This window comes from Mesorhizobium sp. Arg314, from assembly GCF_053714275.1.
In genome coordinates this window covers 117,545-132,388 of record NZ_JBSKBP010000004.1, presented here as the reverse complement: position 1 = coordinate 132,388, position 14,844 = coordinate 117,545, and the positions used below count along the sequence as shown (strand labels likewise).

Below are 14,844 nucleotides of genomic sequence, written 5' to 3'. Positions count from 1 at the left end.
ATCGCCACTATTTCTGCGTGCATCCTTCAAGCGTCCTCCCGGTCATCTTGAACTGCCGGGAAGCTCAACGCAAACAAGGAGAACGTCATGAGAAAGATCATCCTGGCCGCGGCCGTCCTGTCGGCCCTGACTGGTTCGGCATCCGCACTTTCGATCGGTAGCGGCAATGGCAACGGCAATGGCAATGTCGGCGTCGGCAACGGCAACGGCAACGGCAATGCCAATACCGGCGCCTTCAACGGCAACTTCAACGGCAATGGCAATTTCGGATTCGGGAACGGCAACGGAAACGGCAATGCCAACATGGGCGCCTTCAACGGCAACTACAACGGCAACCTCAATGCCGGCATCGCCAACGGCAATGGCAACGGCAACGGCAACTTCGGCCTCGCCAACGGCAACGTGAACGGCAACGGGAACTTCGGCCTCGGGAACGGCAATGCCAACGGCAACGGCAACTGGGGTGCCGGCAACGGCAACGGAAACGGCAACGCGAACCAGTAGCGCCGTCCAAACCGCTAGCGTCGCCAAGCTTCAACTTGGAGACGCTGACGTCTCTGGGACCGCCGAGCCACGCGCCCGTCCCCCGCGCAAGGCTATCGCGACATGTCGCCGGCGGTCCCAGTCCTTTTCGAAACCCGGTCTTTTTCGAAGCAAGTGCCAATTTCGAAGCAAAGCCATGGAAGGAGCTCGCAGATGAAACGGTACGTCATACCGGCGCTATGCCTGGGGCCTGCGCTATGCCTGGGGTTGTTGATTGCAACCGCGGCGAAGGCTGGCACCACGACGGGCAGCCAGGCCTTCGGCATGTCGGCTGTCCAGGCGGCGGTCGGCAAATACGGCCAATCTATCGGTTCGAACGTCAGGGACATGAACCCGCTTGGCAGCCTCGGCGGCAATGCCGGCTACAAGAACAGCGGCACCGGCAATGTCGGCGCCTTCAACAGCGGTACCGGCAATGTCGGCGCTTTCAACGGGAACAACAACACCTCGACGACGAGCGGCAACGGCAATATCGGCGCCTTCAACGGCAACGGCAACACCGGCGAATATGACGGCAACGGCAACATCGGTGCCGGCAACGGCAACTTCAACGGCGGGTCGTTCAACGGCAACGGCAATGTCGGCGCCTTCAACGGCAACTTCAACGGCCGGGGAAACCGCTGATGACCGGCCTGAAATCATCCGGGCCGGCTCGGCCTCGCAAGCGCCAGGAGGCGGCGAGGCTGCTTGATGGAAACGGCCTCGCGGTTGGCACCCTGCTTGCCGCGATCATCGTTGCCGACGCCTCGACCCTGGTCAGGATTGCCGACCTTCCAATCGGCGCCGGTGTCGCCAACGGCCTTGGCAACACCGGAAATTTCAACGGCAACGGCAATTCAGGCAATTTCAACGGCAATGGCAATCGCGGCAATTTCAATGGCAACGGCAATGCCGGGAGCTTCAGCGGCAACTTCAATGGCGGCAACTTCAACGGCAACGCCAATTGCGGCAACGGCTACGGCAACGGCTATTCGTCCGATGGCAACGGCAACGGCAAGGGAGCCGGAGGTACTCCGGCCTGGTGCCGGTTTCTGAAGGACCTGAATGGCCGGCTGGGACTGCCGCCAGGCACGATTCCGGATTTCGATTAGGTCCTCGATATAGGGATTTTGAAAGGTTGCCGTTTGTCTTGGTGCAAGATTTTCCGTTCATTTCCGTGAAATCAGCGCAAACGCCGGAGATTGGTTGAAGCCGCCCCAACGTCGTCGTTCTATGGCGGAGCAAGGAGCGAGGCGACGCGCGCAGACCATAGAATCCATTCCGTGACTTCGAAGCGTTGCGGCGGTGCAGAATTCTGCTCCGCAGCGCCTTCGATCAAGGCCACGGCATGGCAACTGTGTTCACGCGAATGCAGTTTTGTCGCGAATGATGGCATTGAGGACGACTAGGAGCTTCCTTGCGACGGCGATGATGGCGAGCTTCTTGGAGCCTGAGCGGGCAGCAAGCGCTGTGTAGAAAACCTTGAAGCGGTCACAGGTTCGAATGGCAGTGAGGGCCGCCATGTAAAGGGCGCGGCGCACGCGCGATCGTCCGCCCTGGATCTGGCTTCTGCGGTTGAGCTTGCCGCTTTTGTTGTCGAATGGGGCAAGGCCGGCGAGCGCCGCGATCGCCTTGGGTGAGCGCTGGCCGAGCTCGGGAAGGAGCGCCAGCAGCGAGAGCGCGCCAACCTTGGAGACACCGGGCACGGAGACCATCAGCGCGTGGTCGCGAGCGGTGTCCTGGTTTTGACGAATGACTTCAGCAATCAGGCTCTCGAGCGCCTTGATGCGCGTGTCGAAGTAGGCGATCGTTTCTTCCAGATCGGCAATGACGATCTCATCGAAGGCCTCGGCGAGGTGCTTCTTCGCCGTTGCCCGCATATTGACCAGGTGATCGCGATGGCCGGCAAGCGATTGAAGCCGCTCGACTTCTTCGCTCGGCGCCGGCTCGGCTTCAGGCTGATAGCGACGGCCATAGTCGCTCAGCATCCTGGCGTCGAGAGGATCGGTCTTGGCGCGTCGTCTCGTCGACTTCGCATAGTGGTGAGTATGGGCCGGGTTGTGCCGCGAGAACGGCACGCCGGCCTTGGCCAGTGCGTGACGCAGCAGCCGGTCATGGACGCCCGTCGCCTCCATGACGACGAAGTCTTGATCGGGGTCAAGGTCCGCCACATAGGCAGCAATCGCATCGGCCTGGTTGTCGATGCGCCGAAGACGGCCGCTTGTCTCATCAAAAAAGTCGAGCCACTGCTTGGAGATGTCGCAGCCGACATAGTTCTGGGCTATCATGTCCACGCCTCTTCCTGTGGTGCGGGGTCTGCTTGGAACAGCCCCGTGCAACTGTTCAGGTTGATGGTTCACCGGTGGGAAGGGACCGGGCCATGCCACGGCCTGCCCAAAAGGACGACCAGGATCCACTCGGTCTCCTTCCCACTTCAACCATACACCAGAACCAACACACAGGATTCTAGGGTCTACGCGATACGCTTCGCTTCCCGCTCCGCCCTAGCATGACGACGGGGTGGGCGTTTCGGCCAATCTCCAAGGCATGCCACCTGCCTAACGGTGCAGAATTCTGCTCCGCTGCACCCTACGGCCGAAGTCACGGAATGGATCCTCGGGTCTGCGCGCGTCGCTACGCTCCTTGCTCCGCCCGTGGATGACGAGGCCGGGCCGTTTCGGCCGATCTCGAACGCATGCCGCCTGCCAACGCAAACAGAGCTCAGGCCACGACGTCGACGATCGCCGTCAGGAAGCCGCCGAGATCGTCGGTGACGAAATCGACGTCGTCCTCGTTTGCCGGATCGCGTTCCCAGATCTCCGAAAAGGTCGGTTCGAAATTGCGCGGCACCACCAGCACCGTCGTCATGCCGAGCGCTTTCGGCACGGCCAGATTGCGCGCCAGATCCTCGAACATCACCGCATTGTGTCCGGTCACGGAGTGCAATTCGGCAAAGCGCTCATAAGTCTGGCGCTCCGGCTTGGGATTGAGCCCCGCCGCGACGATGTCGAAGATGGCGTCGAAATGCTCCAATATGCCAAGCTGGCGCGCGGTGCGCTCGGCGTGCCTGCGGTCGCCATTGGTGAAGATGAATTTGCGCCCGGGAAGTTGGCGGATCGCCGCGCCCAGCACAGGATCCGGCACCAGCCTCGAATAGTCGATGTCGTGCACCTTCTCGAGAAAATCGTCGGGGTCGATGCCGTGCCGCTTCATCAGCCCGTTCAGCGTCGTGCCGTATTCCAGGTAGAGCTCCTTCTGCAGCTTGCGCGCCTCGTCGCGCGAAAGCGTCAGCAACTCGCCGACATAGGCGGTCATCTTCACGTCGATCTGCGCGAACAGATTCGAGTGATGCGGATAGAGCGTGTTGTCGAGGTCGAACACCCAGTCCGTGACATGGGCAAAGCGGGCGGGATCGGGTGTCGTTGTCATAGGTTTCTTATGGCATGCCGACGCTGAATTTATCCACAACTTATACGCGTCACGAATTGTGAAAATGCCATCTCACTTCAAATTTTAAAAGTCCTGGAAAGGTCGCCTTTAACGCTTGCTGGCACAGAAGCTCTCCGTTGGGAGCAAGTGATGAGTCGCATATTTCTGAGGGCCGCGGCCGTAGCGTTCGCTTCGGTCGCCGTCTCGCTGTTGTTGACGCTGATTGTAGTTCCGGCAATGGGCTTTTCGATGAGCCGCACAGTGTGGCTGGCGTCTACGGTTTGCCCGCTCGTGCTTGCCTGGGCCGCCAGCGCCGGCAGCTTCTGGCAGAGCGACCGGCTGCAGAATGCGCATCGCGAGCTTGCCCGCGCCCACGCACAACTCACCGCCGCTCACCGGCGCCTCTCGGAAAAGGCAAGCCGCGACGACATGACCGGCATGCTCAACCGCGAGACCTTCTTTGCCGCGCTCGACGGTTCGCGGCGCAAGAGCGATCGCGGCGCGCTGCTCATCATCGACGCCGATCACTTCAAGAGGATCAATGACAGCTATGGTCATTTGACGGGAGACGAAGCGCTGCTTCTGATCGCCGGCGCCATCGAGCGCGGCATTCGCAGCGGTGACGTGCTTGGCCGCATCGGCGGCGAGGAATTCGCGGCCTTCCTGATTGGCGCCAGCGAGCCGGAGGCCAAGCATATCGCCGAACGCATCCGCCGCGAGGTCGAGCTGATCCGTTTCCGCCCCGTCGATGAGCGCACCGTGCCGCTCACCGTCTCGATCGGCGGCATAAGCTGCGGCGAGAGCGCAACCGTTTCCGATTTGGAGCGCGCCGCCGATCGCAGGCTTTACGAGGCGAAGAATCGCGGCCGCAATCTTTCGATCCTCGACCGCGAACTTCCGGAAGCGGCATGAAGCTTCGCCGCAGGTGTTAGGAATGCCCTAACCATGGCCCTATTCAACCGCGCTAAACTTCCTGGTGTAACGCCGTTTTCACCTAGGTCTGGCACGGAATTGGCCTCCTCGACGGCATGTGTGCCGTTCAGGAACGGCATGCGTGGATCGAGGCCCCTATCGAGAGACGTGTCATGAGCAATTTCATAAGAAAAATGTCGCGCCGCGCGATCGTGCAAGCCCTGATCGCGCTGCCCGCCTTGTCGCTGTTCCGCAACCAGCCAGCCGCCGTCGATGCCGACGAGATCATAGAGGCGAATGGCTGGATCCTGCGGCGGAGCGATCTCGCATGATCTTCGACAGCTACGAGGCCTACAAGCAGGCCGGCTTCAAACCCAAGGCCTGTATTCTCGGTTCCGGTCCGGCCGGCACGACGATCGCCAGGAAGCTCGGCGCCGCCGGCATCCCGGTCGTCGTTCTGGAGGCGGGCTCGCGCGAGTTCAGCGACGAGTCGCAGGATTTCTACCGCGGCGCCACGGTCGGCGATTATTATTTCGACCTCGACATCACGAGGCTGCGCTTCATGGGCGGCTCGTCCAACCACTGGGCCGGCTGGTGCCGCGTGCTCGACAAACAGGATTTCGAGCCCAAGGCCTGGGCTCCGGACACCGGCTGGCCGATCAGCCGTGCCGACATCGAGCCTTATCTTGGCGAAGTCCACGATATCCTCGAACTTCCCGATTTCCGTCCCGATGTGCCGGTTTCGGACGACATCCGCTGGGTGCAATTGATCAAGAGCCCCGCCGTGCGCTTCGGCGAGAAGTTCGCCGACGAGCTCGACAAGAGCAAGAACATCGCCGTCGTGCTCAACACCTACGCAACCGAGCTCGCCGGCGACGGCAAGCGCGTCACCGGCGCGAAACTCTGGTCGAACGGGCAGGACGCCGGTACCTTCAAGGCGGACTATTTCGTCACCTGCACCGGCGGGCTTGAGAACTCGCGGTTGCTGCTATGGTCGAACCAGCGGTCGAATGGCGGCGTGGTGCCCAACGCGGCGGCGCTCGGCCGCTACTGGATGGAGCATCCGACCTTCGAGGGCGGCAACGCCATCCTCGCCAATTACTCAGAGTTCGAGGTCGACACGTCGAACGAGGCCTTCTTCTCGCCTACGCTGGCGGCCATGGAGCGGCTGCAGATCCTGAATTTCGGCATCCGCGTGATCGAGTCGCCCTATCCCAATGTCAAGCGGCTGATCGCAGACCTCGCCTGCACCGCACCCAATATGGCGGAATGGATGTCCTCCCAGCTGGACCAGAGGCTGCATTGCGCGGCCCAGCTTTACGTCGCCTGGGAGCAGGCGCCGCTTGCCTCGAACCAGATCGAGCTGTCGAAGGCCGATGTCGACCACGCCGGCGTGCCGCGCATCGAACTGCACTGGAAGAAGTCGCCGCTTGAACGGCGGACCTTGCTCGAGGGCCTGAGGCTTTTCGGCACGACCATGGCGCAGAAGAATCTCGGCCGCGTCCGCATCGACGACTGGATCGGCAATGGCGGCGACTATCCGACCAGTGAGGAAACCGCCGGCCACCACCATATGGGCGGCACCCGCATGGGCACCGATGTCTTGAACAGCGTCGTCGACGCCAACTGCAAGGTGCACGGCATGGACAATCTCTATGTCGGCGGCTCCTCGGTGTTCTGCACCTCGGGCCAGTGCAACCCAACGACGACCATCACCGCGCTCGCCTGCCGGCTGGGCGAGCATCTCGGCAAGGTGATCGCCGTCTGAAACTCTCGAGAAGCAGACGGCCCCGGCGCCTGGAATGGCAAACCGGCGCCACCTAATGCATGTCGCCCAGAAGTGTGCAGCGGTTCTGGGACAACGACATGCATCAAAACAAAGACTTAAAAAGCGCGTCGCCTGAATCCGGTTCAGCGGGACGCGCTTTAGGCGCGCGTTTGGGTGAATCGCGAGCAGCCCGAAGGTGGCGATGCGCGCCAGAACGGCCGCTGCGGCCGGCGCCGCCGGCAGGATCCTTGAAAAAGGTCAAAGCGGCCCAGCCGCCTTGTGGCAGCTGAACCGCCCTGAACGTCGGTTGGGCGAAAACCGACCTCAGACCGTCGCCGGGTCGAGCGCCGGCTGGCCCTTGAACCGCGCCACGATGCCGGCAAGGTCGGCGCTGCCGAAAGCATCGCGCAGCACGTCGAAGGACGGCAGCACGAAATAGGCGCGCTGGAACTTGTCGATCTCATAACCGGTACGCATCACCGTCTCGAGGTCGAACGGCACATGGTGGGCATCCTTGCTCTCGACCGCGAATTGCAGCTCGGTGAAGGACGACATCAGCCCGGCGCCGAAGGCCTTCAGCGGCTGGCCGGCCTCCTGGATGAGCCCGTACTCGGCGCTGTACCAGTAGAGCCGGGTGATCATCTCGTCGCCGCCCAGCGCAATCGCGTCCTCGGCCTTCTCGCCATACATCTGCATGAAATCGGCGAACACCGGCTGGGTCAGGATCGGCACATGGCCAAAGAAGTCGTGGAACATGTCCGGCTCGACGATGTAGTCGAGCTCTTGCTTCGTCCGCAGCCAATTGGTCACCGGGAAGCGGCGGTTGGCGAGATGGTCGAAGAAGGGGCCGGCCGGGATCAGGCCCGGCACGGCGACGATCTCCCAGCCGGTCAGCTTGTTGAGCTTCTCGCTCACTTCGTCGAAATCCGGAATCCTGTCGAGCAGCCCGAGCGCGGCGACGCCGTCGAGATAGGAACGGTGCGCGAGCCTCTGCGTCAGCTTCGTCTGGCGGTCGCACAGCGTGCGCCACACCGCCTGCTCCTCGGCTGAATAGTGGTAGTCTTGCGCCACGGTGAAATCGGTGCGGCATACCGAATAGTCGCCGCGAAGGCCCTGCGCCGCGCATTCGGCGGCGTAGTCGGCAACGCTGATCGTCATTTCTTCCTCCTCAAGATCGTGATCGGGGATCGTGCGGTCATCGTAACCGCGGCGGGCGAGGCAAATCAGCCTTGTTTGTAGCTTGGCCGCCGGTTTTGAGCTAAGTTTCGCTCGAAACTGCAGATCGAGGAGTGAAAATGCCTCAGTTGGACGAGTTCGAGATAAGAATGCTCGACATCCTGCAGCGCGACGGGCGCAAGCCCGTCTCGGAGCTGGCGCAGGAGATCGGCCTGTCGACAACGCCTTGCGCGCGCCGCTTCGAGGCGTTGCAGGAAACCGGCATCATCAAGGGCTTTGCCGCGGTGCTCAGCCGTCGCGCCGTCGGCCTGACGGTCGAGGTGTTCATCCAGGTGCGGCTGGTAAGCCATAGCGACGGCTCGCCCGAAAGCTTCATCGCCGCCGTGCAGCGCATGGACGAGGTCTCGTCCTGCTGGACGATGACCGGCGACCACGATTTCCTGCTGCATGTCATGGTGCCGTCGGTCGACGACCTCAACGCCTTCGTCATGCACCGGCTGATGCGCCTGCCCGGCGTGCGCGACGTCCACACCCAACTCGTGCTGCAAAACATCAAGGGACCCGGCCACGTGCCGCTCAGCCATCTGCGGCGCTGACGCAATTCCAGGAAAAGTGTGACGCGGTTTTCCGTCCGGAATTGCGTCTGAGCAAAAAAGTCAATTCCAGGAAAAGTCTGACGCGGTGGGGCTCGGCGACTTCGCCGTAGCTTCCGTCCGGAATTGCGTCCGAGCAAAGAGCGCAGATTTCTCCGGAAAAGCTGCTTGGAAACTGCTGAACCGCGTCAAGGCGGCTTCGACATCGGCAACTAGCACAAGCGGACCAACATGGAGGTCCGCCTTGAACATCGTGCTGATCAATCCGCCGCACACGGCCATCGGCAGCCGCGTGCCCGACGATCACCTGCCGCCGCTCGGCCTTCTGGCGATCGGCGGCCCGCTCATCGATTCCGGCCATCAGGTGCGCCTTGTCGATGCCGAGTTCGGGCCGTTGCCGCTTCCAACGCTTGTCGACCAGGCTCTGCGCGGCGATCCCGACTTCGTCCTGATCGGCCATTCCGGCTCGACCTCGGCACATCCGACCGCCTTGCGCATCGCCGAAATGATCAAGGCCCGCGCGCCAGGCGTCATCGTCATCTATGGCGGCGTCTTCCCGACCTATCATTGGCGCGACATCCTCGCCGCGACGGATGTCTTCGACTTCATCGTGCGCGGCGAGGGCGAGGCGACCGCGACCGCCTTGGTCGAGGCGGTCGAGATGCGCCAGCCGGTGGCAAGCGTTGCCGGCATCGCCTATCGCGACGATTTCGGCCGCCCCGTCGCGACGCAGGCGGCAATGACCATTGCCGATCTCGATGCCTATCGCGTCGGCTGGGAACTGATCGATCATCGCCGCTACAGCTACTGGGGCGGCAAGCGGGCGGTGGTCATGCAATTCTCGCGCGGCTGCCCGCATCTGTGCAACTATTGCGGCCAGCGCGGTTTCTGGACGCGCTGGCGCCACCGCGACCCTGTCAAATTCGCCCGGGAGATCGCCTGGCTGCATCGCGTGCACGGCGTCGAGCTGATCAACCTGGCGGACGAGAACCCGACTTCCTCGAAGAAGGCCTGGCGTGCCTTTCTCGGCGCCATGATCGCGGAGGGCGTGCCGGTGCTGATCGTCGGCTCGACGCGCGCCGACGACATCGTACGCGACGCCGATAGCCTGCATCTCTACCGCAAGGCCGGTGTCATCCGCTGGCTGCTTGGCATGGAGAATACCGACGAGGAGACGCTGTCGCTGATCCGCAAGGGCGGCAGCACCAGGTCCGACCGCGAGGCGATCCGGCTGCTCAGGCAAAACGGCATCCTGTCGATGGCGACCTGGGTCGCCGGCTTCGAGGACGAAGGGTTTCGCGACCTCTGGCGCGGCTTCCGCCAGCTCATCGCCTATGATCCCGACCAGATCCAGGCGCTCTATGTCACGCCGCATCGCTGGACGCCGTTCTTCCGCATCGCCAGCGATCGCAAGGTGATCCAGAAAGATGTCCGCCTCTGGGACTACAAGCACCAGGTTCTGCACATGACACGACTGAAGCCGTGGATGCTGTTCTTCGCCGTCAAGCTGATCGAAGCCGCCGTACAGTCGCGCCCGAAGGCGCTGGCGCGCATCCTGTTCCACCCCGATCCCGAGCAGCGGCATTCGATGCGCTGGTACACCAGGATGGGCCGCCGCGTCTGGTTCCGCGAGGTCTGGGGTTTTCTGGCCCGAGACCGCCGTGTGACGGACGGGCCGACGCTTGCAGAATTCTGGGGCGCGCCGCAGGACGCCGAAGAGGAATCGATGATCTTTCAGCGCCCCGCGCGAAAGCCGGCCACGCCTTTCATCGAAGACACACGTGAGTCGAACGAAAGAAGATTAGCCGGCTGATTATGCCTTGCTAAGGAACGATCAGCGTGCCCGCGCCGTGCTCGGTGAACAGCTCGAGCAGTACCGAATGCGGCGTCTTGCCGTTGAGGATGACGACGCCTTCGACGCCGCGCTCGATCGCCTCGATGCAGGTCTCGACCTTCGGGATCATGCCGCCCGACACCGTGCCGTCCTTGATCAGCGCCCTGGCCTGGGCCACCGTCAATTCGTCGATCAGCTTCTTGTTCTTGTCGAGCACGCCTGGCACGTCGGTGAGGAACAGCAGGCGCGAGGCGCGGCAGGCGCCGGCGATGGCTCCGGCGAACGTGTCGGCATTGATGTTGTAGGTGTGGCCGTCGCGGCCGGGCGCGACCGGCGCCAGCACCGGGATCATTTCGGAACGCGCCAGAAGGTCGAGCAGCGTGCGGTCGACCTCGACCGGCTCGCCGACAAAGCCCAGATCCAGCACGCGCTCGATGTTGGAGTCGGGGTCGATCATGGTCTTGCGCGCCTTTTCGGCGAACACCATGTTGCCGTCCTTGCCGCAGAGCCCGATCGCCCATTCGCCCTCGGCGTTGATCAGCGCCACGATCTCCTTGTTGATCGAGCCGGCCAGCACCATCTCGACGATCTCGACCGTCTTCTGGTCGGTGACGCGCAAGCCGCCCTCGAACTTGGATTCGATGCCCATCTTGGTGAGCATCGCGCCGATCTGCGGCCCGCCGCCATGCACGACGATCGGGTTGACGCCGGATTGCTTCAACAGCGCGATGTCGCGGGCAAAGGCCTTGCCAAGCTCGGTATCGCCCATGGCGTGGCCGCCATATTTCACCACCACCGTCTTGTTCTCGTAGCGTTGCATATAAGGCAGCGCGCGCGAGAGCAGCGCGGCCTGCATTTCGGCGGTGGCGGCGATGTCCATCATCGATGTGATCCTGGCTTGCTGGAAAGGACGGCGGGGTCTTAGCGGGTATTGCTGCGCGTCGCAAACGGCTTTGCGGTCACAATGACGAAATCTGCTAGTTCCCAGCACAGGGATTTTGACCGGCCGGCTATGTTTGCCTTGGCAGGTGGCATGCCATGGAGACTCGCTGAAACAGCCCGGCCTCGTCATCCACGGGCGGAGCAAGGAGCGTAGCGACGCGCGCAGACCCGAGGATCCATTCCGTGACGCATGAGCGCTGCTGCGGTGCAGAATTCTGCTCCGCTGCACTGTTTGATCAGGGTCACGGAATGGATCCCGGGGTCTCCGCGACGCCGCTGCTCCGCCCTGGGATGACGAGGTCGAGAGGCTTCAGCCAATCGCCAGCGTTTGCGCTGATTTCACGGAAAGGATGATGAAAACCTTACTCGCCGACAAGCGGCAACTTTCAAAATTCCTGCGCAGAACCACCGGGGACCTTGAGTGGCGCGCGCCGCTTCAGCCATCCCGAAAGCTTCTCCATCTGCGCGGCGAAGGACAAAAGCGTCTCCTCGTCGCCGGGGCGCCCCACGGCCTGGATGCCGAGCGGCAGGCCGTCCGCCGTGACATGCACCGGCAGCGCGATCGACGGCTGCCCGCTGACATTCCGGATCGCCGGCCAGTGGGTGAACCACAGGCTCTTGCTCATCAGCTGGCCGAACAGCGCCTTGATCTTGAGCAGCCGGGTGAGATGCAATTTGACATCCGCATCCTCGATTTTTGGCGAGGCTAGCGGTGCCCGATTTGCTTGGCAACGGCCGGGGGGCGAGGTGCGTTGGATTAGTAGCAACCTCTGGTGAACAACGCTTCCGGCACCCGTTGCAAATAAATCGCAATCTTCTAATTTGCCGCTATGGCGCCGCAGGACATCAGCAAGCTGATCGTCCGGACTTCGATGAAGGACCGGGCTGCGTTCGATCTGCTCTACAGGCAGACCAGCGCGAAACTTTTCGGCGTCTGCCTTCGTGTCTTGAGAGACAGGGGAGATGCGGAAGAAGCGCTTCAGGAGGTCTTCGTCAAAATCTGGACGAAGGCGGATCGTTTCGCGGTTTCCGATCTGAGCCCGATTTCCTGGCTGGTGGCCATTGCGCGCAACCATGCGATCGATCGCATCAGGGCGCGGCGCAGTCCTTCTGCCAACATCGATGCAGCCTTCGACGTCGCCGACCCGACGCCAGGACCCGAGGCCATGGCTGTGGCGGGCGGCGAGACCGAACGCATCTACCATTGCCTCGACGAACTGGAAGAAGACCGGGCGGCGGCCGTCCGGGGCGCCTATTTGAGCGGCGAAAGCTATGCCGAGCTGGCGGAGCGCTTCAAGGTTCCGCTGAACACGATGCGGACTTGGCTGCGGCGAAGCCTGCTCAAACTTAGAGAATGCCTGGAAAGATGACGCTGGCGGAAGACAACGGACCGGAACGTGGAGGCGACGACCTGCTCGCCGCCGAATACGTTCTCGGCGTTCTGGCAGCCGACGAACGCCAGATCACCTCTCGTCGCATCGACACCGAAACGGCATTCGCCCGCCTTGTCGATGCCTGGGAGGTTCACTTCGCGCCGATGGCTGCAGCTTATGCCGCGGTCGAGCCGCCCGCTTCCGTGAAGGTGGCGATCGACCGTCGCCTGTTTACATCGTCCGCGTCTACATCCACGGCGCCCGGCAGCGGCCTGTGGGCGAGCCTTATCTTCTGGCGTGGCCTCGCCGCCGCGGCCATTGCCGCCCTGGCCGTCTATGTCGCCCTGCCTTATGTCAATCCGCCGGTCCCGCAGCCAGAGACCAGGCTGGTCGCCTCGCTTGCCGCCGACAACAGCAACGTCAAATACCTTGCCGTCTATGACGCAACCCGCCACGAGGTTGGCTTGTCGCTGGTCTCCGGCGATCGCGGCGCCGGCAAGGATTTCGAGCTATGGATGATCGAAGGCAAGAACGCGCCGGTCTCGATGGGCGTCATCCCGGCCGGCCAGACCGCGCGCATGGCGGTTACGCCGGCCGTTCAGCAGAAGCTGGCGCAAGGCGCCGTGCTCGCCGTCAGCCTCGAGCCCGCCGGCGGTTCGCCGACCGGCCAGCCGACCGGCCCCGTTGTCGCCGCGGGTGACCTGAAGGGCATCTGACAACCTTTCGCCCGAAGCATATTCAAGTCTATCTGCTGCCTTTGGCGGGGATGAGAAGTTTGCCGTCGCCAAATGGCGCGCGGGTGAAATAAAGCGAGTGAAGAAAAAATCTCGCGACGTTCGTGAAACTTAATTTTCGCTGCCGCGTATCTCCTCGCGTTCCCAAAGACGGGAAAAACAACCCGAGGAGACTGACATCATGCGCAAAATCGCCACCCTTTTGCTCGCTTCCACACTCGGCCTTGCCTCGCTCGGCGCCGTTGCCTATGCCGCCAATCCGATGGTCGGCGGCGCGCCGATGTATGCCAAGAAGAACATCATCGAGAACGCCGTGAATTCGAAGGACCACACCACGCTGGTCGCCGCCGTCAAGGCCGCCGGCCTGGTCGACACGCTGCAGGGCGCCGGTCCGTTCACCGTCTTCGCGCCGACCAACGAAGCCTTTGCCGCGCTGCCCGCCGGCACGGTCGACACGCTGCTCAAGCCTGAGAACAAGGACAAGCTGACCAAGGTGCTGACCTGTCATGTCGTCGCCGCCAGGGCGCTGGCCGCCGATGTCGCCAAGATGGCCAAGGCCGATGGCGGCGCGCACCAGGTCAAGACGGTCGGCGGCTGCGAGCTGACGTTGAAGGCGGAGAAGGGCAAGGTCACCGTCACCGACGAGAACGGCAATGTCGCCCATGTCACCATCGCCGATGTCCGCCAGTCGAACGGCGTCATCCACGTCATCGACAAGGTTCTCTTGCCGAAGATGTAACAAAGCGGGCCTGGCCGGCGAAGACATGGCTGAGCGCCGGCCGCATCATGTCAAGATCCGCGCCGCCGGCAAGGGTGTGCTCCGCGTCGCCTTGAAAGGGCGGCGCGGAGCAACATGCTCAAAACGAGGGACAGGGCGTCACCGGCTTTTGATTTCCGGGCGGCGCTCTATCTTGGCAAAATGGGTCAGGAGGAACGGCCATGGACCGTCGCGATTTTCTCTGGAGCGGCGCCGCCGCCACCGCTCTCATCGTTGGATCCGCAGCGATGCTGCGCGCCGGCGGGCCGAAGCCGGCTTTCGCCGCCGAGACTTTCGAAATCACCAAGACCGATGCCGAATGGCACGCCATCCTTTCCGACGCCGCCTTCGACGTGCTGCGCAAGCAGGGCACCGAATATCCAGGCACCAGCCCGCTGCTCAACGAGCATCGCAAGGGCGTCTTCGCCTGCGCCGGCTGCGACCTGCCGGTCTATTCGTCGGAGACGAAATTCGATTCCGGCACCGGCTGGCCGAGTTTCTACCAGGAAATCGCCAACTCGATCGGCAAGACCGAGGATCGCTCGCTCGGCATGACGCGGACCGAAGTGCATTGCCGGCGCTGCGGCGGCCATCTCGGCCATGTCTTCGACGACGGCCCGCCGCCCACCGGCCTGCGCCACTGTATCAACGGCGTGGCGCTGAGCTTCAAGCCGGCCGCCGCCTGAGGTGTGTTGATATTCAGGTGAGGCCGGCCTGCAAATGGTGGTTTCCTGCGCTTCCGGTGCTCACGTACTTTAAGTACGCTCCGCTCCGGTTCTCGGAAGCCACCATTTTCGACTCGGC

Annotated in this window: 17 protein-coding genes; 12 read left to right on the top strand and 5 right to left on the bottom strand. The window is 62.8% G+C overall.

Going from position 1 to position 14,844, the window contains the following annotated elements:
• Window positions 1-87 precede the first annotated feature (87 nt).
• The 3 genes from ACWGS9_RS06275 (at window position 88) to ACWGS9_RS06265 (ending at window position 1,634) form a co-directional block, all read left to right on the top strand.
• On the top strand, window positions 88-504 hold the full coding sequence (locus tag ACWGS9_RS06275; protein ID WP_454504408.1) for a hypothetical protein: 417 nt from the start codon (window positions 88-90) through the stop codon (window positions 502-504).
• Between the two features lie 192 nt (window positions 505-696).
• A complete protein-coding gene (locus ACWGS9_RS06270; protein WP_454504407.1) occupies window positions 697-1,167 on the top strand; it encodes a hypothetical protein in 471 nt (156 codons plus the stop codon).
• Window positions 1,167-1,634, top strand: coding sequence for a hypothetical protein (locus ACWGS9_RS06265; RefSeq protein ID WP_454504406.1), 468 nt, complete (start codon window positions 1,167-1,169; stop codon window positions 1,632-1,634). The genes ACWGS9_RS06270 and ACWGS9_RS06265 overlap by 1 nt, the downstream gene beginning before the upstream one ends.
• A gap of 249 nt (window positions 1,635-1,883) precedes the next feature.
• Here ACWGS9_RS06265 and ACWGS9_RS06260 read toward each other — a convergent pair whose 3' ends face one another.
• Window positions 1,884-2,810 (bottom strand): IS110 family RNA-guided transposase, encoded by a 927-nt coding sequence (locus ACWGS9_RS06260; RefSeq protein ID WP_454504541.1) that lies wholly within the window; start codon window positions 2,808-2,810, stop codon window positions 1,884-1,886.
• Between the two features lie 433 nt (window positions 2,811-3,243).
• Entirely contained in the window at window positions 3,244-3,951 is a 708-nt protein-coding gene (locus tag ACWGS9_RS06255; RefSeq protein ID WP_454504405.1) for a pyrimidine 5'-nucleotidase, read from the bottom strand.
• A gap of 150 nt (window positions 3,952-4,101) precedes the next feature.
• Here ACWGS9_RS06255 and ACWGS9_RS06250 point away from each other — a divergent pair, with 150 nt between their 5' ends.
• From ACWGS9_RS06250 to ACWGS9_RS06240, 3 genes are all read left to right on the top strand, one after another.
• On the top strand, window positions 4,102-4,863 hold the full coding sequence (locus ACWGS9_RS06250; protein ID WP_454504404.1) for a GGDEF domain-containing protein: 762 nt from the start codon (window positions 4,102-4,104) through the stop codon (window positions 4,861-4,863).
• 173 nt (window positions 4,864-5,036) lie between these two features.
• Window positions 5,037-5,195 carry a hypothetical protein gene (locus ACWGS9_RS06245; protein WP_454504403.1) on the top strand — a complete coding sequence of 53 codons (159 nt, stop codon included), beginning with the start codon at window positions 5,037-5,039 and terminating at the stop codon, window positions 5,193-5,195.
• On the top strand, window positions 5,192-6,631 hold the full coding sequence (locus ACWGS9_RS06240) for a GMC oxidoreductase (RefSeq protein WP_454504402.1): 1,440 nt from the start codon (window positions 5,192-5,194) through the stop codon (window positions 6,629-6,631). The genes ACWGS9_RS06245 and ACWGS9_RS06240 overlap by 4 nt, the downstream gene beginning before the upstream one ends.
• Before the next feature lie 324 nt (window positions 6,632-6,955).
• On the opposite strand, the gene phhA is transcribed toward ACWGS9_RS06240, so the two are convergent.
• Window positions 6,956-7,789, bottom strand: a complete 834-nt coding sequence (gene phhA / locus ACWGS9_RS06235; protein WP_454504401.1) for a phenylalanine 4-monooxygenase — start codon at window positions 7,787-7,789, stop codon at window positions 6,956-6,958.
• Between the two features lie 137 nt (window positions 7,790-7,926).
• Between phhA and ACWGS9_RS06230 the strand changes: the two genes are divergently transcribed.
• Together ACWGS9_RS06230 and bchE are read left to right on the top strand one after the other, a co-directional pair.
• Window positions 7,927-8,403, top strand: coding sequence for an Lrp/AsnC family transcriptional regulator (locus ACWGS9_RS06230; RefSeq protein ID WP_320311493.1), 477 nt, complete (start codon window positions 7,927-7,929; stop codon window positions 8,401-8,403).
• Between the two features lie 241 nt (window positions 8,404-8,644).
• Complete coding sequence (bchE, locus tag ACWGS9_RS06225) at window positions 8,645-10,213, top strand: magnesium-protoporphyrin IX monomethyl ester anaerobic oxidative cyclase (RefSeq protein ID WP_454504400.1); 1,569 nt, start codon at window positions 8,645-8,647, stop codon at window positions 10,211-10,213.
• A gap of 10 nt (window positions 10,214-10,223) precedes the next feature.
• Here bchE and argB read toward each other — a convergent pair whose 3' ends face one another.
• Both argB and ACWGS9_RS06215 read right to left on the bottom strand, forming a co-directional pair.
• Entirely contained in the window at window positions 10,224-11,117 is an 894-nt protein-coding gene (gene argB, locus ACWGS9_RS06220; protein WP_454504399.1) for an acetylglutamate kinase, read from the bottom strand.
• Window positions 11,118-11,562: 445 nt separating this feature from the next.
• Window positions 11,563-11,850, bottom strand: coding sequence for an amidase family protein (locus tag ACWGS9_RS06215; RefSeq protein ID WP_454504398.1), 288 nt, complete (start codon window positions 11,848-11,850; stop codon window positions 11,563-11,565).
• Window positions 11,851-12,006: 156 nt separating this feature from the next.
• Between ACWGS9_RS06215 and ACWGS9_RS06210 the strand changes: the two genes are divergently transcribed.
• From ACWGS9_RS06210 to msrB, 4 genes are all read left to right on the top strand, one after another.
• On the top strand, window positions 12,007-12,546 hold the full coding sequence (locus tag ACWGS9_RS06210) for a sigma-70 family RNA polymerase sigma factor (RefSeq protein WP_454504397.1): 540 nt from the start codon (window positions 12,007-12,009) through the stop codon (window positions 12,544-12,546).
• A complete protein-coding gene (locus ACWGS9_RS06205; protein WP_454504396.1) occupies window positions 12,543-13,265 on the top strand; it encodes an anti-sigma factor in 723 nt (240 codons plus the stop codon). Before ACWGS9_RS06210 ends, ACWGS9_RS06205 begins: the two co-directional genes overlap by 4 nt.
• Window positions 13,266-13,464: 199 nt before the next feature.
• A complete protein-coding gene (locus ACWGS9_RS06200) occupies window positions 13,465-14,022 on the top strand; it encodes a fasciclin domain-containing protein (protein ID WP_454504395.1) in 558 nt (185 codons plus the stop codon).
• A 200-nt stretch (window positions 14,023-14,222) separates the two neighbouring features.
• Window positions 14,223-14,726: a peptide-methionine (R)-S-oxide reductase MsrB gene (msrB, locus tag ACWGS9_RS06195; RefSeq protein WP_454504394.1), complete on the top strand. Its 504-nt coding sequence runs from the start codon at window positions 14,223-14,225 to the stop codon at window positions 14,724-14,726.
• The last annotated feature ends 118 nt before the right edge of the window (window positions 14,727-14,844 follow it).